Annotated in this window: 21 protein-coding genes, 3 pseudogenes and 1 riboswitch; of the genes and pseudogenes, 11 read left to right on the plus strand and 13 right to left on the minus strand. The window is 57.0% G+C overall.

The genetic code is table 11. The annotated features are described in order from the left end of the window. Window positions 1-85: 85 nt before the first annotated feature. Window positions 86-1,019: pseudogene (locus tag AC0L7U_RS08960) on the minus strand (ArsR/SmtB family transcription factor). Between the two features lie 154 nt (window positions 1,020-1,173). On the opposite strand from AC0L7U_RS08960, the gene AC0L7U_RS08965 reads away from it, so the two are divergent. Together AC0L7U_RS08965 and AC0L7U_RS08970 are read left to right on the plus strand one after the other, a co-directional pair. Then, a complete protein-coding gene (locus tag AC0L7U_RS08965; protein ID WP_473695434.1) occupies window positions 1,174-1,593 on the plus strand; it encodes a RidA family protein in 420 nt (139 codons plus the stop codon). A gap of 46 nt (window positions 1,594-1,639) precedes the next feature. Then, window positions 1,640-2,984 (plus strand): annotated as a pseudogene (locus AC0L7U_RS08970) (8-oxoguanine deaminase). A gap of 5 nt (window positions 2,985-2,989) precedes the next feature. Here AC0L7U_RS08970 and AC0L7U_RS08975 read toward each other — a convergent pair. Together AC0L7U_RS08975 and AC0L7U_RS08980 are read right to left on the minus strand one after the other, a co-directional pair. Beyond that, window positions 2,990-4,183 carry an MFS transporter gene (locus AC0L7U_RS08975; protein WP_473695436.1) on the minus strand — a complete coding sequence of 398 codons (1,194 nt, stop codon included), beginning with the start codon at window positions 4,181-4,183 and terminating at the stop codon, window positions 2,990-2,992. A gap of 155 nt (window positions 4,184-4,338) precedes the next feature. Then, window positions 4,339-5,283, minus strand: coding sequence for a putative metalloprotease CJM1_0395 family protein (locus tag AC0L7U_RS08980; protein ID WP_473695438.1), 945 nt, complete (start codon window positions 5,281-5,283; stop codon window positions 4,339-4,341). A 158-nt stretch (window positions 5,284-5,441) separates the two neighbouring features. Here AC0L7U_RS08980 and AC0L7U_RS08985 point away from each other — a divergent pair, with 158 nt between their 5' ends. Then, the gene (locus tag AC0L7U_RS08985) at window positions 5,442-6,251 is read left to right on the plus strand and encodes a creatininase family protein (protein WP_473695439.1); all 810 of its coding nucleotides are present in this window, start codon (window positions 5,442-5,444) and stop codon (window positions 6,249-6,251) included. 65 nt (window positions 6,252-6,316) lie between these two features. Here AC0L7U_RS08985 and AC0L7U_RS08990 read toward each other — a convergent pair whose 3' ends face one another. Then, complete coding sequence (locus tag AC0L7U_RS08990; protein WP_473695440.1) at window positions 6,317-7,021, minus strand: SDR family NAD(P)-dependent oxidoreductase; 705 nt, start codon at window positions 7,019-7,021, stop codon at window positions 6,317-6,319. 134 nt (window positions 7,022-7,155) lie between these two features. On the opposite strand from AC0L7U_RS08990, the gene AC0L7U_RS08995 reads away from it, so the two are divergent. After that, entirely contained in the window at window positions 7,156-7,590 is a 435-nt protein-coding gene (locus tag AC0L7U_RS08995) for a GFA family protein (protein ID WP_473695727.1), read from the plus strand. Window positions 7,591-7,643: 53 nt separating this feature from the next. On the opposite strand, the gene AC0L7U_RS09000 is transcribed toward AC0L7U_RS08995, so the two are convergent. The 4 genes from AC0L7U_RS09000 to AC0L7U_RS09015 all read right to left on the minus strand — a co-directional run bounded on the left by AC0L7U_RS09000 (window position 7,644) and on the right by AC0L7U_RS09015 (window position 10,491). Next, window positions 7,644-8,348 carry a DUF1223 domain-containing protein gene (locus AC0L7U_RS09000; RefSeq protein ID WP_473695442.1) on the minus strand — a complete coding sequence of 235 codons (705 nt, stop codon included), beginning with the start codon at window positions 8,346-8,348 and terminating at the stop codon, window positions 7,644-7,646. A gap of 76 nt (window positions 8,349-8,424) precedes the next feature. Continuing rightward, on the minus strand, window positions 8,425-9,183 hold the full coding sequence (locus AC0L7U_RS09005; RefSeq protein ID WP_473695444.1) for a molybdopterin-dependent oxidoreductase: 759 nt from the start codon (window positions 9,181-9,183) through the stop codon (window positions 8,425-8,427). After that, complete coding sequence (locus AC0L7U_RS09010; RefSeq protein WP_473695446.1) at window positions 9,180-10,025, minus strand: cytochrome b/b6 domain-containing protein; 846 nt, start codon at window positions 10,023-10,025, stop codon at window positions 9,180-9,182. The genes AC0L7U_RS09005 and AC0L7U_RS09010 overlap by 4 nt, the downstream gene beginning before the upstream one ends. Window positions 10,026-10,092: 67 nt before the next feature. Continuing rightward, the gene (locus AC0L7U_RS09015; protein WP_473695447.1) at window positions 10,093-10,491 is read right to left on the minus strand and encodes a hypothetical protein; all 399 of its coding nucleotides are present in this window, start codon (window positions 10,489-10,491) and stop codon (window positions 10,093-10,095) included. A gap of 232 nt (window positions 10,492-10,723) precedes the next feature. On the opposite strand from AC0L7U_RS09015, the gene AC0L7U_RS09020 reads away from it, so the two are divergent. Continuing rightward, entirely contained in the window at window positions 10,724-11,353 is a 630-nt protein-coding gene (locus AC0L7U_RS09020) for a peroxiredoxin-like family protein (protein ID WP_473695449.1), read from the plus strand. 21 nt (window positions 11,354-11,374) lie between these two features. Here AC0L7U_RS09020 and AC0L7U_RS09025 read toward each other — a convergent pair whose 3' ends face one another. Next, window positions 11,375-12,238, minus strand: a complete 864-nt coding sequence (locus tag AC0L7U_RS09025) for a LysR family transcriptional regulator (protein WP_473695451.1) — start codon at window positions 12,236-12,238, stop codon at window positions 11,375-11,377. 601 nt (window positions 12,239-12,839) lie between these two features. Between AC0L7U_RS09025 and AC0L7U_RS09030 the strand changes: the two genes are divergently transcribed. The 6 genes from AC0L7U_RS09030 (at window position 12,840) to AC0L7U_RS09055 (ending at window position 19,935) form a co-directional block, all read left to right on the plus strand. Beyond that, window positions 12,840-14,495, plus strand: coding sequence for a glycoside hydrolase family 2 protein (locus AC0L7U_RS09030; protein ID WP_473695453.1), 1,656 nt, complete (start codon window positions 12,840-12,842; stop codon window positions 14,493-14,495). Further along, entirely contained in the window at window positions 14,428-15,297 is an 870-nt protein-coding gene (locus AC0L7U_RS09035) for a hypothetical protein (protein ID WP_473695455.1), read from the plus strand. Before AC0L7U_RS09030 ends, AC0L7U_RS09035 begins: the two co-directional genes overlap by 68 nt. Before the next feature lie 161 nt (window positions 15,298-15,458). Continuing rightward, window positions 15,459-15,646: riboswitch (cobalamin riboswitch) on the plus strand. 92 nt (window positions 15,647-15,738) lie between these two features. Next, window positions 15,739-16,806 (plus strand): HoxN/HupN/NixA family nickel/cobalt transporter, encoded by a 1,068-nt coding sequence (locus AC0L7U_RS09040; RefSeq protein WP_473695457.1) that lies wholly within the window; start codon window positions 15,739-15,741, stop codon window positions 16,804-16,806. 443 nt (window positions 16,807-17,249) lie between these two features. Further along, a complete protein-coding gene (locus tag AC0L7U_RS09045; RefSeq protein ID WP_473695459.1) occupies window positions 17,250-18,269 on the plus strand; it encodes an ABC transporter substrate-binding protein in 1,020 nt (339 codons plus the stop codon). Window positions 18,270-18,335: 66 nt separating this feature from the next. Next, on the plus strand, window positions 18,336-19,103 hold the full coding sequence (locus AC0L7U_RS09050) for an ABC transporter ATP-binding protein (RefSeq protein WP_473695460.1): 768 nt from the start codon (window positions 18,336-18,338) through the stop codon (window positions 19,101-19,103). After that, window positions 19,096-19,935, plus strand: a complete 840-nt coding sequence (locus AC0L7U_RS09055; RefSeq protein WP_473695462.1) for an ABC transporter permease — start codon at window positions 19,096-19,098, stop codon at window positions 19,933-19,935. Before AC0L7U_RS09050 ends, AC0L7U_RS09055 begins: the two co-directional genes overlap by 8 nt. Before the next feature lie 57 nt (window positions 19,936-19,992). Here the strand turns inward: AC0L7U_RS09055 and AC0L7U_RS09060 are convergent, their stop codons facing one another. From AC0L7U_RS09060 to AC0L7U_RS09075, 4 genes and pseudogenes are all read right to left on the minus strand, one after another. Next, window positions 19,993-20,130, minus strand: a complete 138-nt coding sequence (locus AC0L7U_RS09060; protein ID WP_473695729.1) for a YegP family protein — start codon at window positions 20,128-20,130, stop codon at window positions 19,993-19,995. Between the two features lie 48 nt (window positions 20,131-20,178). After that, window positions 20,179-20,328: pseudogene (locus AC0L7U_RS09065) on the minus strand (YegP family protein); the annotation flags it as partial. A gap of 89 nt (window positions 20,329-20,417) precedes the next feature. Further along, the gene (locus AC0L7U_RS09070; protein ID WP_473695464.1) at window positions 20,418-21,179 is read right to left on the minus strand and encodes an SDR family oxidoreductase; all 762 of its coding nucleotides are present in this window, start codon (window positions 21,177-21,179) and stop codon (window positions 20,418-20,420) included. 108 nt (window positions 21,180-21,287) lie between these two features. Further along, the gene (locus tag AC0L7U_RS09075) at window positions 21,288-22,301 is read right to left on the minus strand and encodes a TRAP transporter substrate-binding protein (protein ID WP_473695466.1); all 1,014 of its coding nucleotides are present in this window, start codon (window positions 22,299-22,301) and stop codon (window positions 21,288-21,290) included. Window positions 22,302-22,342 lie beyond the last annotated feature (41 nt).

A 22,342-nucleotide genomic window follows, 5' to 3' on the forward strand; every position in this document is an offset into this window, starting at 1 on the left:
ATACGTTCATTCTGAAAGGCCTGAATGTCAACTCCTATAATATGCTGCGCCGCATCAAATAGGTGTATTCTACAGTAAGCACAACCTATTTTGGCTTGGTGTTGAGGCGCAGAATAATATCCTGATCATAGTTGCCAAACCCCCGCCCAAAGACGTTGACACCACCAGGGTGGTTGCTGCCTGCCCGCACTTCAATTTTCAACCGAACCGACCGATGATCGTTGATTTCCAAGTCAGAAAGCACGACATCGGAGATCCTGTGTCCATCGACAAAGGTTCCCTCTGTCGACACACTCCACGTCTTTAGCATGCCGTATTGCGAGCCTTGAAGCTTCCACCAATCCGGCGTGTAAACACCCCGCCGATCCCCAAAATCTCCTGGTGATGTCCACATGCCGATTTCCTTGCCATTGATGCAGAGCACAATGTCCGAAGGCCAGTTACTCACGGTGCCCTGGCACCTCAGAAGACACCTCCATAACGATCTCCAGGCTTTCGACCTCGACCCCTTTAAGCTTGGCATTGTTGGGAAATTGATACTCGACGTGCCCGCTGGTGAACCATAAGAGGCTGGCTTTCATGCGCTCCGGATCCATGAAAGTTTCCGGCACATCCAACAGGCCGATGATGCCATCCGGCGAGCAGATGCCACAGGGTCCCGTAACCGAACTGCTGGTGTACAGACCGAGCGGCATCGACACTTCAATCTGATCTTTCGAAACGGTTTCCATGGTCGAGCGCAGGGCCAGCACCAACTCGTCGTAAACCGCAAAGCAAATTTTCTGACTGCCTTTTCGTGCCTTTTGCGCTTCAGTGCGCACCAACCCCGTCTCTTCCAGAATTTGCAGATGCGAGGAGACCGAGGACTGAGGCAGCCCCGTTGCACTTGCCAGTGCATTGACGTTCAAACCGGGGTGTCTTGCAATTTCCTTCAGGAGTTTAAGCCGAGGCAATGAGGCAATCCCTCTGAGCACATCCAGATCCTCGCCAGGATCGACAACAAGAAAATTCTGGCTCATCCGGAAGCCCCTCTTTGTATCTGTTTTTCTAATTTATATCCATTTATCCGATTAAAACAATTCCAAAATATGGACCTTGGACAGGCAAGCTTCTTGATCACTGCACCGCTTCTCAATAGGCTCATCCGGTTGGCATTCCAGACGCGAGAGACATATGAAACAGGCCCTGACACCGGACATCCTGCGTGCGCCCTTCGCCCGCTATAGTCACGGGATGCATGTCCCGGCGAACCATCGGCTGATTTTCACGTCTGGCCAACTTGGCATCGCGCTCGATGACACCATTCCCACAACCGTGGAAGCCCAGACACGCCTGTGCTTTGAGAATATCGCGAAGATTCTTGAAGCGGGCGGCATGAGCCTCACCGACATCGTGCGTATCAACGCGTTTGTCACAGGCCGCGAACATCTGGCGGGCTACATGAGCGCACGTGACGAATTCACCAGCTTGCCCGCACCCGCCTCAACGCTGATGATTGTGTCGGGCTTCGCCCGCGAAGAATTCGTTGTGGAAGTGGAAGTCATTGCCGCCTGCGCGGATACACACACCAACGGCACGCTCGAAACAACCTGATCATGCAACGCCACTTGCCTGAAGCCTCAACCGGGAAGGAAACATAATGCGGTTATGGGTCAAAAACCCTCTTGCCATTCTTGCGCAGGGCGCCGAAGGCGGCATTGTCATTGAAAATGGCGAAATTGCCGAACTGATCGGCTCCGGACAAACTCCGTCAACCCCGGTTGATCAAACGTTTGACGCCTCAAGGCACGTCATCCTGCTCAGGACTGGTGAACACGCATCATCACTTCTTTCAGACCATGACGCGCGCGCACCCGGACGCCATCAACAAAGAGCTGTTTCCCTGACTGCAAGCGCTCTATCCGATCTGGGCGAAAAACGTCAATCCGCATACATTTCGTATGGCGACGCGGCTGGCGCTGACCGAGTTGATGATGTCTGGCTGCACCGCCGCATCCGATCACCATTACCTGTTCCCGGATGGTCTTGAGGAAGCGCTCGATATTCAGGCGGAAGAAGCCGCCCGCGTTGGTGTCCGCATGACCATGACACGCGGTTCCATGAACATGTCACAGAAGGACGGCGGCCTGCCGCCCGACAGCGTGGTGCAGGACGAAGATACCATTCTGGCGGACTGTGAGCGCGTTCTCGCAAAATATCACGACACCTCCAAAGGATCGAAACTACAGGTCGCACTTGCCCCTTGCGCGCCCTTCACTGTGACCAAGCGCCTGATGCGCGAAAGCGTCACCCTGGCCGAGCAGTTTGATTGTCGCCTGCACACGCATCTGGGCGAAACGCTTGATGAGGACGCTTATTGTCTGGAAAAATTTCAATGCCGCCCCGTGGATTATCTGGAAGAATGCGGCTGGCTCAATGACCGCGTCTGGCTGGCACATGGTATCCATTTCAATGATGACGAAGTCCGTCGCCTTGGCCATGCCTGTGTTGGTGTGTGCCACTGCCCAACTTCAAACATGGTGCTTGCCTCCGGTCAGTGCCGCACAAAGGAACTGGAAGCCGCAGGCTGCCCTGTCGGCCTTGGTGTCGACGGCTCCGCCTCGAATGACAATTCCAATCTGATCGAGGGGGTGCGCCATGCCCTGATGATCAACCGGCTGACCTATAATGCAGAAAGCATTACGCATTTTGATGCCTTCCGCTGGGCCACCGAAGGGTCGGCCCGCTGTCTTGGTCGCAAGGACATCGGCGCCATCAAACCTGGGATGATGGCAGATCTTGCCTGCTATTCTCTCGAAGAATTGCGCTTTTCGGGGGCCGGCGATCCTTTGGCCGCGCTTGTTCTGTGCGGCGCGCACAAGGCGGACCGGGTGATGATTGGAGGCGAATGGACCGTCAGCGACGGCGTGCCAACGACAATCGACGTCGAGAAATTGCGCTACGAGCACGGCGAGGCATCAAAGCGCTTTCTCGAAGCCCTTTGACACCGTCAACTCTGTTTGGTGACCGGGCAGAACAAGGCTCTCAGCCCGGCTCGGTCACCTTCAGATGCCTGAGCGAACAGAACAATCAGAATACACAACAGTGCGATGAACAAGAACGAGATCCGCAGCGAGAACGTGTGACCGATGAAGCCGAGCAGCGGCGGCCCGAACAGAAACGAGCCATAGCCAAGGGTTGCGACTGCCGCCAGCGCCTTGCCCGGTGACAGGACCGGATCTGCGGCAGCGCGCGACATGGCGAGAGGGAAAATGGCTGCAACACCCGCCCCGATGATGCCACAGGCGATAAGCACGATGGCCGGATGCAGACCGGATACAAGCAGCAAGCCGCCAAACAGGGCAGAAAAACCACTCATCCGCGCCACTTTGACCGGTCCATACATCAAGATCAGCCGATCTGAGGCAAACCGCATCAACATCATGCAGATTGAGCAGACCGAAAAGCCAAGCACAGCAAAAGACTGCCCGTATCCAAGATCATTCATCTGATAGAGCGCGGCCCAATCAGCCAGCCCGCCTTCGTTGATGCCAGCGACCAGCGCCATAATCCCGGCAAACAGCAGCGCACCCTTGGGGATGACGATAAACGGCACCTTCTTCGCCGACGCATCCACAGGACGTGGTGCGGGACGGGGCCATGGCACACGCAAGGCATAAATCAACGGCACCAGCATCACCACAGCCCAAAGCGCAAAGTGCTGACCGATAGACAAATCCAGCTTCAACAGACCCGCCCCGACTGCAGTGCCCAGCGCACCTCCAAGGCTATACAGACCATGGTAGGACGACATTACAGGTCGACGCAGCGCCTTTTCAACGTCTGCACCCCACCCATTCATCGACACATCGAGAGCGCCAAACGTCCAGCCCAGAACAAAGATGCAAGGCAGGAACAACGGCACATTTTCGGGTAGCGTCACCAACACAAAGGCCGCCAACATGCAGCATGCCAGCACCTTTGAAGAGCGCGCAGGCCCAAACCGGTCAATTGCCATCCCGGCAAAGGGAAAGGAGGTCACCGCACCAATGGCCATGCACAACAGCACCAATCCGAAGCCGCTTTCGTCAACGCCCAACATCGCCTTGAAATCGGGAACACGGGCGGCCCAGTTTCCAATCAACGTGCCACAAATAAAGAAGATGGCACCGACCGCACGTCGGGCCCTGCGAGCCTGTTGCACTGAACAATCCAATTTTCAAATAAGGGGGTCGACCCGAAGCAAGACAGTTGAGAAATGGGCACTCTGCAACAGTGACCGGAGAATGATCCAGACACAATGCGCCTTGTGAGAGCAGTTGTGCCGATTTGCAGCCACAGGTCAAGAGAGGCCACAGCTCATGCGACGAGGCTTGCACCATTCGAACGGTTTGCAGCGCTTTGCTGAGAACTGGAATAGGCGGAGGCCACACGCTCGAACAGAAGCCGATCTTCGCCACTCATCTTATCGACATAGCCCGCAAACGAGGCCTGCTGTCCTGTCTCTTCGTCGCTCGCACGTTCGGCGCCCAAGCTCTCCTTCTCATCACTGGACACCTCGGAGGCCGCCTCTTCGCGCGCTTGCGCCTGTGCATCGGCCAATTGGGCCCGCGCTTGCTGGGCAACACGCAGATCCTGAGAGGAAGGCTCCGCCGGAGCTGTCGCCGCGCGGATCACCACCTGCATCTTGCGGATGGTAGCCTCGGCCGTGCGCTCCTTGGAGGTATCAATCGGCACTTCACCACCAATGGCGTAGCGTGTTCCATCCGGTCCCTGCTGGAACGTGTAGCTGGGGCCACCAGCATAGGCCCCGCCCGTCCGCGCATGGGCTTGTTCATGCGCGCGAACCTCGCGGTCCCGTTGCTTCAGATCCGCGACTTGCTTTTCTTCTTCTTCCGTCAAGCCGTCATTATCGGGGTCGTCTTCAGCGGTTTGGCCATCATTTGCCGCCGACTGACCATCCGCGCTGGCCGCCGCTGGACGTCCACCACCTTGCTGCGCTTCGTCGGTGGCTTCTGACTGAGCCGAATTGAGAGATGGCCCAGAGGATTGATCTTGCTGTTGCCCGCGCTGTCCTGATAACGGGGACTTTTCAAGTTGCTGCGTCGCTATAACTGCGTCCTTGGACAGCGAGGGCACAGCCCCCGCGCGCTCTGCCTGAACAGAAGCCGTCGCAGCCGACCGCCCAACACTTAACCCCGCCGCAGACCGCTGTGCGTCTTCTGCAGTTGCCGTGGGGGGCGCTGTACGACGCAAGGCAAAACTCGATGTCGCCGTCGCCAGACTGTTGAGCTCGGGTGTCATGATTGCATTTTGCGAAAACTGCCCTTACGGCATGTTAACGCGCATCGACACGCAGATCAGCTTTGCGTGATCACTGCCGCGAAAAGCAGCAACCTGCCTGCTGACGCCTCCGGGAAAAGTAAGTAGTCTTCACGCGATAGAAAATTCATGAGGCCCTGATGTCGACACTTCCCAAGCGCTACTGGCACGAAATGACGACGCTGGATTTTTCCAGCTCGGACACACAGGACTGGATCGCCATCCTGCCCATTGCCGCCATCGAACAACATGGCCCGCATCTGCCTGTCTTCACCGACACAGCTATTGCGGAAGGTCAAATCCGCCGTGTTCTGGAACTCCTGCCAAGCGATCTTCCCGTCACTTTTCTGCCGACACAGGCCATTGGCAAATCAAACGAGCATATTTCTTCACCCGGCACATTGACCCTGTCTTGGGAGACAGTCACCCGCGCCTGGATTGAAATCGGAGAAAGTGTCGCCCGCGCCGGAATCAAGAAACTGGTCCTCATCAACTCGCATGGCGGCAATGTTCCGATTATGGACATTGTGGCACGTGAACTTCGCGTTTCGCATGACATGCTCGTCACATCCTCGGCCTGGTCGCGCTTTGGCCAGCCGGAAGATGTCTTCCCACCGGAGGAGTTCACTTACGGCATCCATGCCGGCGACGTCGAAACCTCGATCATGCTGCATCTGCATCCCGAATTGGTAAAAATGGATCAGGCGCAGGACTTCACCTCTGCACAACAGCAATTCCGCGAAGAGTTTACTCACTTGCGCGGCCACGGACAGCATCAATTCGGCTGGAAAGCACAGGATCTGGGTCTGAGCGGCGCCGTTGGCAACGCCGCCAAGGCAACAGCTAAAAAGGGCGAGGCATCGCTGAATTTTGCAGCGGAAGAATTCGTCAAACTGTTACACGATATCCACGCCTTCGACATGAAGCGCTTGTGGACGCCTGACGTTTGAGCACACCCACTCTGGCGCGCCTCAAGCGCGCTGGAGTAATCCCCCGCTGGAGACGAACACAAGCACTACCAGGGAACAGGCTTGCCAAGATGATCGAAAAACTTGCCACTATCGGCGGGCCTCAGCTTGTCGAGAACCGAGAGAAGTCGGCTGGCGGCCACCTCTGGGGACTGCACCTCCAGTCCGGTTTTCTGGAAGCCCTCGGTGAACGACGTAGCAACAGTGCCCGGATGCAGAGCGACGCAGATTGAGTTTGGCGCCCGGCGTCGCATCTCCACCGATGCTGTGCGCAGAATCTGGTTTAACGCCGCTTTCGATGCCCGATAACTGTACCAGCCCCCCAGATGATTGTCGCCGATACTGCCCACGCGCGCCGACAGACAGGCGAAAATCGCGCGCTCATCCCTTGGCAACAAAGGCAGAAAATGTTTCACCAGCAGCGCTGGCCCAAAGGCATTGACCTGAAACACTGATAGCAGCGTATCCATATCGATGTCGCCGAAACGTTTCTCCGGACCAGTGTTGGCTGAGAGCACACCCGCCGCATTGATCAGCAGGCAAAGACGCCCCTTCACCTTCAGCCACGCAGCCAGATCGGCAAGGCTGGTTTCTTGCGCAAAATCAGCAGCCGGGGAGGTATTGCGTCCAATCGCGATCACCTCGTCATAAGCATTTTGGCGCTGCAAGGCACCGACGAGCGCCGACCCAATACCGCCCGTTCCGCCGATAACAACGGCCAGCCGCGCTCCCTGTTCTCTGCGTCTCGTCATCCTTAGTCCCTTGCTCATCTGACGCCTTCTGCTCGACAAGAGGATGGGCCACGGTCTAGATATTTCAAGCTTTTCCAACCTGCCCGATCTCGGGCACCTTTCCCCGAGCAAGGATCCCAAGCATGACCACCGAGATCAATCTGGACCAATGTGACTACACGGGCGCATGCCACTGCGGTGCAGTCCAGTTTCGCGTCAACCTGAACAACGGGCTTCATTCGGCGCGGCGCTGCTCTTGCTCGCTTTGCGAGAAACGCGGGGCGATTGCCGTGTCCGCCAAGATAGCCGATATGCAGATTACACAGGGTGCAGACAATCTTTCAGAGTACCGGTTCAACACAAAAGAAGCCCGACATTTTTTCTGCTCGACATGCGGCATCTACACGCATCATCAGCGGCGCTCCAATCCGGAAGAATTCGGCATCAACCTCGCCTGCCTCGAAGGCCTCAGCCCTTTTGACCTCGACGAGGTCAAAGTCGTCAACGGGCGCAACCATCCCCGTGACGCACCGGGCACCCCGCGCCAACGCTCGTCCGGAATCCTAAGGTTTTTTCCAGACGAAACCTGATCCATGGGACAAGCAACTGCCCGCACTGAAAGGCCAAGGCTGGCGCCGACCTTTCAGTGCGAGCGCCCCGCCGCCAATATCCTGCCTCCCTTGCCGGCCTGCACTAGAATTGCCGTCTTGAGGCCGGGGGCGGACGCACCGGGAAGCGAAAAGGTTTGCGAGTGTCCCGACCACGCTCCAAGATTGACCAACTGCTTGACGATATTGCGATGTGGCAAGGTGCGGTCCCGGTTTTCACCACGGCGAATGTGAACTTGCAGCGTGCGCGGATCGTACCGCACCAACCAGACAGTTGCCGCACCAGATCGGGCCGCGCCAGACACCTGTGCCGTCTTCCCGGACACAGTCACCGTTGGCCCCTTATTACCGCGATCATGCGCAGTGATGGCGGCCTCAACATCGCTTGCCCGATTGCCGACCAAAACGCCCGTTCCATTGACGATCATCTGAGGCGTATAAACCTGTTTACGCCCACCGGCATGTGCATAGTCCCATTGACGCGCCGTATAGGCGGGCGTGGCGAATGTGTCCTTCCAGCCGAGTTGATCCCAGTATGTCACTGAAAAGCTCAGAGCCAGAATATCCGGACGCCCGGCAATCGCATTCAGATTGGCATTCGCCGGAGGACAGGAACTGCAGCCCTGGCTTTGAAATTCCTCAACAACAGTGGGATGCGCAGCATCCGCAGCCCACCCCACGGTCGGAACCGCCATCAAGGCCCAAACTCCGACCAGCGTGCCAGACAGTTTCACACTCATTGATCCATTCCTCAGATGTGGACGTGGTTACACCAAGCGTCCTGCCAAGCCCCGACCCCTTTCACTCATTCCTCTGTCAAATTCCGGCGTACCAATCATAGTCCGCGTCATCTTCCCAGAACCCGCCTTTGCCCTGACCGATAGCGGTGAGCGAGGAGACGACCTCAATCCGCATGACATATTTCGCCTGCTTATAGCCAAGCTGACGCTCGACCCGCAGGCGAATCGGAGCACCGTGTCCAATACTCAAAGGCGCATCATTCATCTCGTAAGCAAGCAGGGTCTGCGGATGAAATGCCGCGTCCAGATCAATGCTTTCGTAGTAAGGTGTGCCGCTGAAATCATCCGCACAGTGAAACACCACATAACGGGCATCCGGCTTGAGTCTTGCCTGTTTCAGCAAGGCCGACAGCGGCACGCCCTTCCACTTGCCGATGGCACTCCACCCCTCGACGCAACAATGCTGGGTAATCTGGGTGCGCGATGGCATCGCCTTCAGCGCGGCAAGACCAACAGATTGCGGCGCAGCCACAAGACCGTCGATTTTCAGCGTCCATTTGGCGAAGTCCTCCTGCGCCATCTGCTGATAGCTGATCGAACTTGGCAGCGTGTTGCCGTTGGTCCGAAACTCCGGCGACATCTGATCTTCGCGAAATTCCGGTGCCAGCGCTTCGCCAGCCACCAGACGCTGCACCCGATACGTCAGCCAGTCTCCCGCCTGAAACAAGGTGGAGCGCAGACCTGCCGCTTCTGCTGCCTGGCTTGAAACGGCCAGCCCCGCGCTGCCCAGCGCCAGCGTTTGCAATAAGGCACGGCGTGAAAGTTTCCCGGTCATTTACGTGTCTCCTGCGGCAAGCGGTAACGCCCGGTGATCATCGACCGGATCTCATTGAGCGGGCCGGCGAGCAGCACCATCACCAAGTGCACAAGAACGAAGATCACAAACAATGATGCGCAGATGAAATGGACCGAGCGCGCGGACTGCCGACCACCAAAGATCTCGATCAGCCACGGCAAGGCCGCATTCATGGTCGGAGACATGGTCAGGCCCGTCAGAACGAGCCCCGGCAGGACAACGATCAACATGCCGAGATAAGCCATCTTTTGCAGGATGTTGTAATTCCGCGCTGCTTCCCCCTTCGGGAAATTCAGCGTTGCGTGGTTCTTGATGTCCTGCCAGATATGCCCGGCACGTAATTCTTTGCGAGATGGGGCCAGATCCCGCCACAGATGCCGGTTGCCAAGACTCCACAACAGATACAGCAGAATGCCCGAGGCAAAGACCCAGGCAACAGTGATGTGCCAATGACGCGCACGGGCAAGGTCATAATGCGATGGCAAAGTCAGCCAACCGGGAAAGGCGCTGTAATGCGTGTTGCCATCACCGCTCTGCCACACGCCAAGCCAGCCAGTTGTCTGCACTTCCAGATCACCAATGCGCAGATAGCCCTGATCTCCGCTGTCGGCAACCTGCAACCAGGGGTTATCGGGATTGGCGCCGTATTGCCCCCAGTAGAGCTGCGGATGCGCGTTGAAAATCATCAGGCCGCTCATCAGCATGATGACCATCGCGACCACATTCACCCAATGCCAGATACGCGTCGACAGGCGGTGGCGACGCACCACAGTTGCAGGCAGGGCGTTTGCATTGGCCTCGGCTTGCTCGGAATGCTCCATCCCTTTTCCTTTTTACTCCCCCTTGCCCCTACAGGCCGGGCGATGCCTCAGCACCGCCCGACTCCAATCAGAGCAGAGATTTGAGGATCGAGCCAATGGTCGACTTCGGGTGCGTTTTGCACATGGTCGCAACTTTCATCATCGTATCGTGACTGGCGCCCATCTTGTCGGATGACTTCATTTTATCCGAGGACATGGCATCAGACTTCATCTTGCCATCGGACCCCATCTTGTCCGAAGACATCGCATCTGATTTCATCTTGTCGCCAGAACCCATCTTGTCGCTGGACTTCATTTTACCAGACGACATGTGATCAGCACTCATCATGGCCATGTGAACCGTGGCCATCTTGTCCTTGCTGCTCATGGACGTGAAGGTCTTGCAATGCACGGCGGCACCCGTTTGGGCCAAGGCCGGTGCAGCAAGCAGGCTCACAGCGGCGGCGGCAATCAAGATCTTTTTCATTTCAAACACCTCTTGTTCGGATTGATCCGATGGAGGGCGCACGCCTGTTGCTGACGGGCCCGACACTAAGGTGCTGGAAAGCGACGCTTGATTGAAATGCCAAGTACCAATGGTTTTGATAGCCACGAGCTATGGCAGACAACTCCGTTCCATGTCTGTTGGCTATCCAACAGATACACAAAAGACATTTCCTCCAGTTGCAATCATGCAATAGACTGCGAGCATGGACAGCATGCCCCCTCTTTCGCGCCATCTTAAGGCGGTTCGGGACGAAGACCCCGATTGCGACCGACTGTATGATACGGTCGTGGCGGATCTGCACGCGCATGGTGTTGGCGACGGCGCACCGCGCATCGAAGAGCCATTTCCAGACTTTACGCTCCCGGACCTGACCGGTCAGAATCGACAGCTCGCAAGCTATCTTGGCGACGGGCCAGTCGTGATCAGCATCAACCGGGGCAACTGGTGCCCCTATTGTCAGGCAGAAATAGCGGCATGGGCGGCGCAGCGCGCGGAACTGGACACGCGTGGTGTGCGTCTGATTGTTATCTCGGGAGAAGCCGGTGGCCGCATCCGCTGGATTTCCGACCTGATCGGCGACGAAAAAGCCGTGCTTTGCGATGTCGACCATGGACTGGCGCTGGCACTGGGGCTGGCCTTTCGCTGCTCGGATATCTTGCGCAACGCAATGCTGGAAGAAGGCATCGACTTTGCCGAGATCTATGCGAGCAATGGCTGGTTCCTGCCTGTGCCTGCCACCTTTGCACTCGACGCCAATGGCAAGACGCGCTTCGCTTTCACCAACCCGGACTTTCGTCTTCGCGCCGAGCCCTCAGACGTGCTCGCCGCCCTCGCTGAGTGACACCCGGTCGGCCGATGTGCGTCACCATTCCCGCGCACGCGCCGCACGAATAAACGCTTCGGCAGCAGGGGAGCGGCGGCGTCCGGCGACGCAGGCGAGTGAAATATCAAGCTTGGGTATGCTGTCATCCAACGTCACTGCGGTCAGAGATTCCGGCAAGTCTTTCCAAACCGGTTGAACAGCGCTGCCAAGACCGACTGCAATCAAGCCGCAAGCCTGATCGAATGAAAAAACGGTGTGACGAAATTCCAGTTTCACACCGGCTTTCTCGACAAGCTTTTGCAACAAAGCCGACCCGTCATCATTGCAGTGGATCAAGACTTCGCCCTCAAGCGCCTCCAGCCCAACATTGACCTGATTGGCAAGACGGTGCGTCGATTGCATGACTATGCTAAGGGATCGCTGGCACATCAACCACGTGTCCAGCCGCTCGGGCAAATCGTTTGTTTGGGCCAGCACGGCAAGATCGAAATCACCGCGCAACATCGCTGCAACGAGCTCATCAGACCCGGCGGCCCGAAGAGTGATCTGCAAACCCGGCAATTTGGACGCTAACTCGACCAGAACCGCGTTCAGCCCCGGAGAGGCAATCGATGTTGCAAGGCCCAGCTTGAGCGGCGCCATTTGCGTTGTTTGAAAATCCTTGGCCAGTTGCTTGGCAGCTTCGGCCGCATTGTAAATCTGTTCCAGATGCGGCTGCATTGATCGGCCCAGCGCAGTAAGATGCGTCAGGGTCCGCTCCCGGTGGAACAAAGCGCCTCCCAGTTCATCTTCCAGCTTTTGCACAGCGCGTGTCAGCGACGGCTGCGTCACATTGCAGGCTTCGGCCGCCCGGGTAAAATTGAGCAAGCGCGCGACAGCTAGAAAGTATCTGACCTGATGCATTTCCATCCGTCGGAAATTCGCCTTTCAATTTGGGGCCATGGACATTCCATAGCACTCATTCCAAAACCCGTCTGCCCTGCTCTGTTTTTTCTTGCACACCGAAGGCACTCCCTCACAGCCGATAAGCAACAATGTGGCGACAGTCGGACCAACTAAGATCTTGTCAAAAATGCAGCCTGCATCAGAGTTCAGCCTGCAAGACATACAGATACATCCACCGGTTGATAAATCGCCCGGTGACGACCAGCACTATTTGACCTAACATCCTCATTGGGATGGAGTGAAACCAAGGAGGGGAGGACTTCAAAGAGTGAGCGCTTTTTGACAAGAAAGGTGTCCGGTTCGAGGTGACGCACCTCACTGGGCCCCCACGATATCGATAGTTTTCGTTCGATGCTGGCCAAGCTGAATCAGAAGTGGACCGAGAACCGTCATGCAATCGCGCATGACAGCCGCAATGTTATGCGCGCATTCGCATTCATGATCTGAGTTCTGCCGTTCTCGGCCAGATGTATTTTCCGGAGTTTTGAAATATGGATACCGTATCTGCACAGCCGCGTCTGGCGGCCAAGGTGACACAGCCGCTTGGGGGAGTTGGACCGTGCGGGCAGCACGCCAAAGCGCGAATGTTCCCCGTGACATTGCAGACAAGACTTTGCCAGCCACCGTACCCGGCTGCATTCACACAGACCTGCTGGCCCTCGATCTCATTCCTGATCCCTATCTGGATCGCAACGAGATGAAAGTGGCCTGGGTTGGCCAGACCGACTGGATCTACGAAACAGAAATCGATGCCGGTGCCGACCTGATGAGCCAGCCCATCCGCGAACTCGTCTTCGATGGATTGGATACCATGGCCGAAGTGCGTCTCAATGGCACTTTGGTCGGCACGGCGCACAATATGCACCACGGCTGGCGTTTTGATGTGAGTACCGTTCTGAAGGCTGGCACAAACAAACTGGAAGTGCTGTTCTTGTCAAACGAAACGGCTGCCCTTGAAGAAGCTGCCCGCCTTGGCGACATGCCGCGGGTTCGCCGTCTGCCCTATAATTTCATCCGCAAGATGGCCTGTAATTATTCCTGGGACTGGGGCCCCGAGTTGGTCACATCCGGCATCTGGCGTCCGGTACGCCTTGAGAGCCATGGAGGCAGTCGGATCGACGCCGTGCGCCCACTGGTGATGCAGGCGAATGAGACTGAGGCGCAGATCGATATTCACATTGACGGCACGAGGCTGAACGGTTTGACCGCCCACGCTGTGTTGGTCGATCCCCAAGGCAACGAAGTCGCAAACACTTCGGGCGCTGCAGATGCCATGGCAACGCTCAGTGTCGCCACCCCACAGCTCTGGTGGCCGATCGGACACGGCGCGCAGCCGCTCTACCGTCTTGTCATCACTCTTTTGCAGGGGGAAACCATTGTCGACGCTTGGGAAAACCGCATCGGCCTGCGTAAGGCCGAGCTGGACACCACAGCGGATGACATTGGCACGCCCTTCACCATCCGCGTGAATGGCAAGGCGATTTTTATTCGCGGTGCCAATTGGATTCCTGACGATTGCTTTCCCAACCGCGTCACACATGAGCGCTACCTCACGCGATTGCAGCAATCCGTCGATGTCGGCATGAACATGCTGCGCGTCTGGGGCGGTGGCCTCTATGAGACAGACACCTTCTACGACCTTTGCGACGAGATGGGTATTCTTGTCTGGCAGGACTTTGCCTTTGCCTGTGGCTGCTACCCGGAAGAAGATCCATTCCCGGCTCGGGTCGAAGCAGAAGCCCGCGCCAACGTTACGCGTCTCAGCCGACACCCAAGCCTTGTCTTGTGGAATGGCAACAATGAAAATCTGTGGCTGTTTCTGGTGCGCGACATCGATGGCCAGGGCAATACATGGCAAAAGATCGTCGGCGAACGGGGTTGGGGTCCACAGTACTATTTCGATCTTTTGCCCAAAGTCGTGGCCGAGCTGGATCCATCCAGAGCCTACTGGCCCGGCAGCCCCTGGTCCGGCAGTTGGGATCTGGAGGCCAATGACGACCGACACGGTTGCAACCACGAATGGGACACTGCCGAACAAGGTGGACTATACCCACCAGCGGAAGCACAAGCCGCGCTTCATCGCCGAATATGGCCACGGCGGCCCGGCAACCTACGCCACATGGAAACGAACACTGCCCGACGACCAGATGAAGCCGGGAGCCGACGGTCTCGCCTTCCACAACCGGGCCGACAATGGCGAAAAGAAGCTGCATGATCGGCTACAGGAACATTTCCCCCTGCCCGACAGCTTCGATGACTGGCTTTATGTCACGCAACTCAATCAGGCCCGTGCCATTCGTCTGTCAGCCGAGTGGCACCGCAGTCTGAAACCGCGTTGCATGGGTACACTGGTCTGGCAGATCAACGATTGCTGGCCCGTGACAAGTTGGGCAGCCGTCGACGGTGATGGCCGTCCCAAGCCACTCTGGTATGAGTTGAAGCGCACCTACGCCGACCGCTTGCTGACCATTCAGCCGGAAAATGATCGCCCGGACGCCCCGTTGTGGTTGCATGCCGACAACGAGACGGATGAGGAGTGGACAACGACGCTGAACATCAAGCGCCTGGGCTTTGATGGGTCGGTCAAGGCAGAGGTAACCTGCGAGCTTTCCGTTGCCGCGCGTGACAAGCAGGCCATCCGGCTGGAGCGCGCGCTCATCACGGCAGAGGCTGCAGCGGCAGAATTGATCGTGGCAGAGGCCGCCGATGGCACGCGCCGGGCAGACTGGTTCTTCGTCCGCGACAAGGATGCGCACTATCCCGCGCCCATGTGGGATGCAGACGTGCGCTCCGGCCTCAATGGCCATAGCGTGCGGATCACCGCCAGAACTCTGCTGCGCGACCTGGCGTTGTTTCCGGACCGTCTATCTGGCGACGCAACCGTCAACGATCAACTCGTGACGCTGCTGCCGGGAGAAACGGTCACCTTTACCGTCAACGGCATCGCATCCGAAGACGCGGACAAGCTGACGACAGCCCCGGTCTTGCGCTGCGCCAATCCATTCGGCAAAGCCTGAGCAGTTGCATCCGGCATAACCGGCTCAAGCATGTGATCAACCATCGGCGCAGGCTTCCACCTGCGCCGCTTTTATCTTCAAACCGGAAGACGCCAGACAATTTACGAACAGGTAGGTGACGCAGGATCAACCTCCCCGGGGACCAAGGCCATGGCTGAAGCCGCGCAAACGTGCTAGCAGCAAGGGAGATGGAAAAGGGAATGTGGTGCGGGATTTGTCCCCAAGGCCACAACTGCCCCCGCAACTGTAAGCGAGGAGCTGACACCAAGAAGACCACTGGGCAACTGGGAAGGTCGGCTGTCAGCAGGGATCCGCGAGCCAGGAAACCTTGCCGTCGACAATGGTCTGCGCAACCCCATTGGGCGGGGTGTTTCAATGCGTCGTGGGTGGTGACGAGCGCCCCGGCACGGTTGCGGAGACGACCAAACGCTCGAGTTTTTCATGACCGACACATCTTGCCTGCCATCCGCTCCCCCTCGCACAGGCACATTACGATTACGCATCATCAGCATTTATGCGTTTCTGGCCCTCTTCAACATTGGCGCATGGGTCTGGGCTTTCATCGCATTTGACGCGCAACCATTGCTGTTGAGCACCGGGCTTGTGGCCTGGGGCTTCGGCCTGCGCCATGCCGTCGATGCAGACCACATCGCGGCCATCGACAATGTTACCCGCAAACTGATGCAAGACGGCAAGCGCCCGGTCTCCGTCGGCTTCTTCTTTGCAATCGGCCACTCGGCCGTTGTCTTGATCGTCTGCGCTGCAGTTGCCGCTGCGGCGATGATGCTTCAAGGCGAATTCACCGCATGGCAAAGTGTCGGCGGCGTCGTCTCCACGCTTATTTCAGCGCTGTTTCTCTTTGTAATCGCGGCGATGAACATCGTCATCTTGCGGGGTGTCTGGAGCGCCTTCAAAAAGGTACGCAAGGGTCTGCCTTATGAGGAAGAGGATCTGGATCTGCTGTTGAACAAACGCGGCTTTCTGGCCCGATTGTTTCGCCCCCTCTTCCGGCTTGTCTCCAACCCGCTGTGGATGTTGCCACTGGGGTTCCTGTTCGGTCTGGGCTTTGATACGGCAACCGAAATCAGCCTTCTGGGGCTCTCCGCCAGTCAGGTCTCACAAGGCCTCTCAATCTGGGTCATTCTGGTCTTCCCCGTCCTCTTTGCCGCCGGCATGTCTCTGGTCGACACGACCGATGGCATCTTGATGCTCGGCGCTTATGAATGGGCCTTCGTGCGCCCCGTGCGCAAACTCTACTACAATTTGTGCATCACACTCGTGGCCGTGGTGGTCGCCCTGTTCATCGGCGGGGTCGAGACCCTCGGTCTGATCTCACGGGAACTGAACCTGTCCAGTGGCATCTGGGCAGACATCGGCGATTTGAATGACAATTTCAACAATCTCGGCTTCGCCATCATCGGTGTTTTTATTTTCGCCTGGGCACTATCGTATCTCATCTATCGCCTGAAAGGGTACGACACGCTGGATCCAACACCAGCCGACCGATAGCCAGTCGTCTTGACCCGCCCCGTGCCCTGAAGAGCTGTCCGCTTTGGCAAGCGGCAGGCGAACAAGCAGGACTGAAACTGCCCTTACGACATGATGAAAATGCGTTGTTTCCTGCGACATGCAGACCACTCGCATCGGGTTTGTTGCTTGACAGCCGTTCCTGCCAAGGCACTAACAACATCTCACCTTTTTGGAATTGGGCATCCGATGATCTTTGGCGCGCGGGAGGGCGACAGTGTGATCATATGCTCCCTTGTTGCAGTAACCCGGCAGCCGTCTTCCACGCGACCACCGCCGGCTTCCAGACACGCGTCTGTCTGACAGCGGGTCCCGCCGAACATGCGAAAATCTCAAATATAACGTCCGCTCATCAGAGCCTTGCAGAGACTGCCGATGACACCGCGACGTTGAAATAAGACCAAAAGATCAACTGGGAGGAAATCATGGTTTTCATCAATAGACGGCAGACACTGGGTCTGCTCGGCGCTGCCGCAGTCACAGGATTGAGTGCCCCGGCTCTGGCCAAGCCCAGAAAAGTCGTGGTTGGCGCCCTTCATCTGACAAGCCACTCCGGCAGCTTCATCGCGTTGGAACGCGACTACTTCAAGAACGCTGGTCTGGATGTCGAGCTGAAATTCTTTCAGGCAGCCCAACCGATGGCCGTGGCCATTGCCAGCGGCGATGTTGACTTCGGTGTCACTGCGATTACCGGCGGCCTGATTTCACTGGCCGACAAAGGTGCTGTGAAGGTTTTCGGCGGCGCGTTGTCCGAAGAACCCGGCATCGATGGTCAGAAGATTCTTGCTTCGGATGCCGCCTTCAAGGCCGGCGTGACCTCGCCCAAAGGCTTTGACGGCAAGCGCTACGGCGTCACCACCACCGGATCCTCCTTCCATTACATGGGGTCCAGGGTGGCTGAGAAGGAAGGCATCAAGATGCGTTTCGTGCCACTGCAAAAAGTGGGTGCGGTCATCGGCGCACTGAAGTCCAGCCAGATCGACGGCTGGTCCATCGTGCCGAACATCGCTGAACCACTGGACAAGGCAGGGGCCGCGCATATCATCGGCAAGATTGCCGATTACATTCCAGACTATCAGGTGACCACTCTGTTCACCTCGACTCGGCTGGCCGCCAAGAACCGCGATACCGTCACAGCGTTCCTCAAGGGCTACAGCGAAGGCGTTGCCGACTACAATGCAGCCATGGTCGACAAGACCACGAGCAAGGAAGAAATCGACGCGCTGGTCAAGATCATTCACAAGTACGTCTACTCCGACAAGTCGCTGGACAAGGCAACCGGCTCCATTCTGGCGGGATCCATGCGTCTCAACAAGGATGCGGCGCTGAACATTGGCTCGGTGCGCGATCAGCTTGAATGGTTCCAGTCGGAAGGCATGGTCAGCAAATCGATCAAGCTCGATACACTGATCGACACCAGCTACGTCAAGACCATCGGCGGCTAACCCGCCCCTTTCTGATTTTTCGATGGCGGCTTGCTCGCCATCGCCCCTTTGCACAGAGACTGCCGCATGGATATCAAGCTGGATGCCATCAGTCACAGCTATGGCAAAACCGAAATTCTGAGGGACATTTCCCTCGACATTCCCTCCGGCAAGATCGTCTGCCTCGTCGGTCCGTCCGGGTGCGGCAAATCAACCTTGCTACGCTTTGCGGGTGGTCTGGAGCGTCCAACGTCCGGGCGCGTCCTGCAACTGGGTACGCCACCCGAAGGCTGTCTCAACCCCCTGACCTACATCTTTCAGGACTTCGCCTTGCTTCCCTGGCGTAGTGTGCGAGGCAACATCTCGCTGGTGCTTGAAGATCACGGCATCAAGGGCGCAAAGGCAGAGGCCATCATTGCCGATGTTCTGGCACGAACCAAACTCACGGACTTCGCCAAGGCTCTGCCGAAGCAGCTCTCCGGTGGCATGAAGCAACGTGTCGCCATTGCGCGGGCACTGGCCGTCAACCCGGCCGTCATGCTGATGGACGAACCGCTGTCAGCGCTCGACAGCCAGACGCGCGAATTGCTGATGGACGATCTGATCACCCTCTGGTCGCGGACCCCTTTTACAGCCTTGTATGTCACACACAACCTGGCCGAGGCTGTTCGGTTGGGCCATCATGTCGTCGTGCTGTCACGACGTCCCGGACAAGTGCGAGAGATTGTTGCAATCGACAAGCCATTGGCCGAGCGTCACCATGGCGACCCGGACCTCGACCGCATCCAGAAACACCTCTGGGGGTTGATGCGAGAAGAAGCCCGCGCTGCGGATGAGGAGTTGATCAATGTCTGAGATCACCGAGGCCCACGCAACAACCGAGCCGCTTGCGAAAGACATCACCCGAAGCGAAGTACGCTTTCGCGGCGGTGGCTTTGCGCCCAAAAGCCATCGTTGGGTTGGATTTGTCGTCTTTGCCGTGCTGATCGCCTTGGCAGAATGGGGCACTCGCAGCGGCTGGATTTCCAATCTGACCTTACCACGCCCCTCCGACGTGCTCGACACACTCATTCAGCTCTACACGTCGGGCCTTCTCTACAAGCACCTTGTTCCGTCGCTGACGCGCCTTGTCGTTGGAGCCATTCTCGGGGTCAGCGTTGGCATCTCGGTCGGCATCGCAGCCGGGCTTTTCTCTTATGTGCGAGCGGGTGTCGTTCCCCTGCTTGCCGCCCTCTTCCCGATCCCCAAGATTGCACTGCTGCCGTTATTCGTCATCTGGTTCGGCATTGACGAAGGTTCGAAATACGCCCTCATTGCCTTTGGCACCTTCACGCCAACCGCAGTTGCCACCTATAGTGCCGTCGACAATGTCGACCGTACACTGATCCGCATGGGACAGAGTTTTGGCCTGTCCTGGTCGTCCATCGTCCGTAAAATCGTGTTGCCCGGAGCCATGCCCGGCATTCTTTCCGGCTTGCGCATCAGTCTGGCAATCGCCATCATTTTGCTTGTCGCCGCAGAAATGCTCGGCGCGCAATACGGCATCGGCGCCTATATTCTGGAAGCCGGATCGCTCTACGATCTCAATCGACTGTTTGCGGGCGTCGTTATTCTCTCGCTGCTGGGGGTGATCGTCAGCACCGTTATCGGCATGATCGAACGTCGCCTGTTAAGCTGGCGTACCTGAGACAAGAAAACCCTTGATCGCAGCTCGGCCCGGCGGGCCGAGCTGCGAAATGCGTCATCAAGCGGTCTGATCGTCCAATGCTGCCTCTGGGGCATTCTTCATCACAGAGGCGATACCATTGTCACGAGCAGACGCACTGGAATAGCTTTCACTCGTACCGATGACCTGACCATTTGAAGCTTTCAAATTAAACATCGGCTTACCGGACGATGTGGTCTTGCGCTCGTAACGATCATCCAGAAGCGCGTTCTTGCGAATGGACTCGATTCCGTTCAGCGCACTCGCTTTCTGCTTATAGCCTTCGCCAACGAGAATGATCTCACCATTGCCTGCCTTGAGCCGGAAGCGAAATTCACCGGCCTTGTCCTGATAGAGTTCGAATTTGCCCGCCATTAAAATTCCTTTCAAAAATAACCTTCACCATGAAACTGACCTTAAGTAAGTCATCATGAGTGTTACTCGGAATTTTTGACAAGTAAAAGTCACAAGACTGCGGTCATGCCACCGTCGATATACAAGATCTGACCATTCACATAGTCAGACGCCGAGGACGCGAGAAAAACGACGGCCCCTTGCAACTCCTCTGGGCGTCCCCATCGGCCAGCCGGTGAGCGGCTTTTCACCCACCCATCGAACTTCGGATCATCCTGCAAGGCTTGCGTCATGTCGGTCATCATATAACCAGGGCCAATGGCATTCGCCTGCACATTGGAACCGCCCCATTCTGCCGCCATGGAACGGGTCAACAGCTTGACCCCGCCTTTGGCAACCGTATAGGGCGCGACTGTCACGCGGGCCAGGTCACTCATCAGCGAGCCGATATTGACGATCTTGCCGCCGCCGCGCGGGATCATGCGTCGAGCTGCCTCACGACCGCACAAGAAGGCAGAGGTGAGATTGGTATCCAGAACACGTTGCCAGTCGTCACGAGACACTTCAAGCATTGGACGTCGCAGTTGAATGCCAGCATTATTGACCAGAATATCAACCTGTTCACCCTCGGCATCGAAACGCTCGAAGGCGGCCAGAACCTGAGTTTCATTTGAAACATCAAAGGCAGCTCCCGAAACATCATACCCTTTGGCTGACATTTCGGCCCGTGCGTGCTCCAATCGATCCGGATCAAGCCCATTGAGGATGACGCGCGCTCCAGCCTCGGCCAATCCTTCGGCAAACGTTCGGCCCAGCCCGCGTGAAGAGCCTGTCACCAATGCTGTTTTCCCGGACAGATCGAAATTGGGCATCTGGGTCTCCTGGCGCAAAAGAAATAACGAAGGACAGGTCAAGGGACCGACCTGTCCTTAAAGATGTCTGGCGTGGTGGCGCCAGACATCATGGTTGTCACGCGTCGATCAGCTCTTGGATTCCATGCCGTCGATGGTCTTCTGAACACGGTCGATCACATCGCCACCGATTTCGTCCCGGTGCTTTTTATAAACAACCTGAGACTTCTCACGCATCCGTGCCAGTTCTTTTGGCGAGACCTTGTTGAACTTGAGGCCCGCTTTTTCCATCTTCTTAAGCGACTTCTGGTTGAGATCCTGGATCACCTTGCGTTCCACATCACGACCGACCGCCGCACAATCACGCAGGGCCTGCTGTTCGTCCGACGAATAAGTGTCGAAGATCGCCTTCGAGAACAGAAACAGGAATGGCGTATAAGCGTGCTTGGTTTCGCTAACGTACTTCTGCACTTCGTAGAACTTCGAAGTGTCGATCGTTACGTAAGGGTTTTCCTGCGCATCGATCGCCTTGGTTTCAAGGGCAGAGAACACCTCGCCAAACGCCATTGGCGTTGCGTTGGCGCCCATATTCTGGAACGTATCGAGGAAGATGTTGTTCTGCATCACGCGGATCTTGAGACCCTTGAAATCTTCCCATTTGGTGATCGGGCGTTTCGAGTTCGACACGTTACGGAAGCCATTTTCCCAATAGGCCAGATTGATCAGCCCTTTGGCAGCCAGCTTCTTGTCGATGAAGTCACCGAACTTGCCATCCATCACCGCGTAGGCCTGTTCGTTCGACTGGAACAGGAACGGCAGATCGAAGACACCAAGGGCAGGCTCGATGCCAACCAGCGGCGAAGATGAGGTGACCACAGCGGCCTGCACGCCGGAGCGAAGAGCCTGTGTCGCCTGCAAATCGCCGCCAAGCGCACCACTCCAATAGGCTTGAAGCTTCATCTTGCCGCCAGTCTTCTTGTCGAGACATGCCTGCATCGCATCAATGCCATTGTGAACGGGGTGGTTTTCGGCCACGCCGTTGGACACGCGAATAGTACGGCTCTGGTAGCCGGCCATCGCCGGGCTGGCAATCGCCATGATCGTCGACGCCATAAGCGCGATCTTCAATACAGTGGTTTTCATGTTTTCCTCCCAGAAAATCAAAATCGTCTGCAGTGCAGTCA

Source organism: Roseibium sp. 10G30-5, assembly GCF_055809635.1.

What these genes read in the sequence shown, in the direction of transcription:
- AC0L7U_RS08965 (WP_473695434.1), top strand. Translation starts at nt 1,174, where the DNA reads ATGAAACAGGCCCTGACACCGGACATCCTGCGTGCGCCCTTCGCCCGC.
- AC0L7U_RS08980 (WP_473695438.1), bottom strand. Translation starts at nt 5,283, where the DNA reads ATGACACCCGAGCTCAACAGTCTGGCGACGGCGACATCGAGTTTTGCC.
- AC0L7U_RS08985 (WP_473695439.1), top strand. Translation starts at nt 5,442, where the DNA reads ATGTCGACACTTCCCAAGCGCTACTGGCACGAAATGACGACGCTGGAT.
- AC0L7U_RS08990 (WP_473695440.1), bottom strand. Translation starts at nt 7,021, where the DNA reads ATGACGAGACGCAGAGAACAGGGAGCGCGGCTGGCCGTTGTTATCGGC.
- AC0L7U_RS09000 (WP_473695442.1), bottom strand. Translation starts at nt 8,348, where the DNA reads ATGAGTGTGAAACTGTCTGGCACGCTGGTCGGAGTTTGGGCCTTGATG.
- AC0L7U_RS09005 (WP_473695444.1), bottom strand. Translation starts at nt 9,183, where the DNA reads ATGACCGGGAAACTTTCACGCCGTGCCTTATTGCAAACGCTGGCGCTG.
- AC0L7U_RS09010 (WP_473695446.1), bottom strand. Translation starts at nt 10,025, where the DNA reads ATGGAGCATTCCGAGCAAGCCGAGGCCAATGCAAACGCCCTGCCTGCA.
- AC0L7U_RS09015 (WP_473695447.1), bottom strand. Translation starts at nt 10,491, where the DNA reads ATGAAAAAGATCTTGATTGCCGCCGCCGCTGTGAGCCTGCTTGCTGCA.
- AC0L7U_RS09020 (WP_473695449.1), top strand. Translation starts at nt 10,724, where the DNA reads ATGCCCCCTCTTTCGCGCCATCTTAAGGCGGTTCGGGACGAAGACCCC.
- AC0L7U_RS09025 (WP_473695451.1), bottom strand. Translation starts at nt 12,238, where the DNA reads ATGCATCAGGTCAGATACTTTCTAGCTGTCGCGCGCTTGCTCAATTTT.
- AC0L7U_RS09035 (WP_473695455.1), top strand. Translation starts at nt 14,428, where the DNA reads ATGAAGCCGGGAGCCGACGGTCTCGCCTTCCACAACCGGGCCGACAAT.
- AC0L7U_RS09040 (WP_473695457.1), top strand. Translation starts at nt 15,739, where the DNA reads ATGACCGACACATCTTGCCTGCCATCCGCTCCCCCTCGCACAGGCACA.
- AC0L7U_RS09045 (WP_473695459.1), top strand. Translation starts at nt 17,250, where the DNA reads ATGGTTTTCATCAATAGACGGCAGACACTGGGTCTGCTCGGCGCTGCC.
- AC0L7U_RS09050 (WP_473695460.1), top strand. Translation starts at nt 18,336, where the DNA reads ATGGATATCAAGCTGGATGCCATCAGTCACAGCTATGGCAAAACCGAA.
- AC0L7U_RS09055 (WP_473695462.1), top strand. Translation starts at nt 19,096, where the DNA reads ATGTCTGAGATCACCGAGGCCCACGCAACAACCGAGCCGCTTGCGAAA.
- AC0L7U_RS09060 (WP_473695729.1), bottom strand. Translation starts at nt 20,130, where the DNA reads ATGTTTAATTTGAAAGCTTCAAATGGTCAGGTCATCGGTACGAGTGAA.
- AC0L7U_RS09070 (WP_473695464.1), bottom strand. Translation starts at nt 21,179, where the DNA reads ATGCCCAATTTCGATCTGTCCGGGAAAACAGCATTGGTGACAGGCTCT.
- AC0L7U_RS09075 (WP_473695466.1), bottom strand. Translation starts at nt 22,301, where the DNA reads ATGAAAACCACTGTATTGAAGATCGCGCTTATGGCGTCGACGATCATG.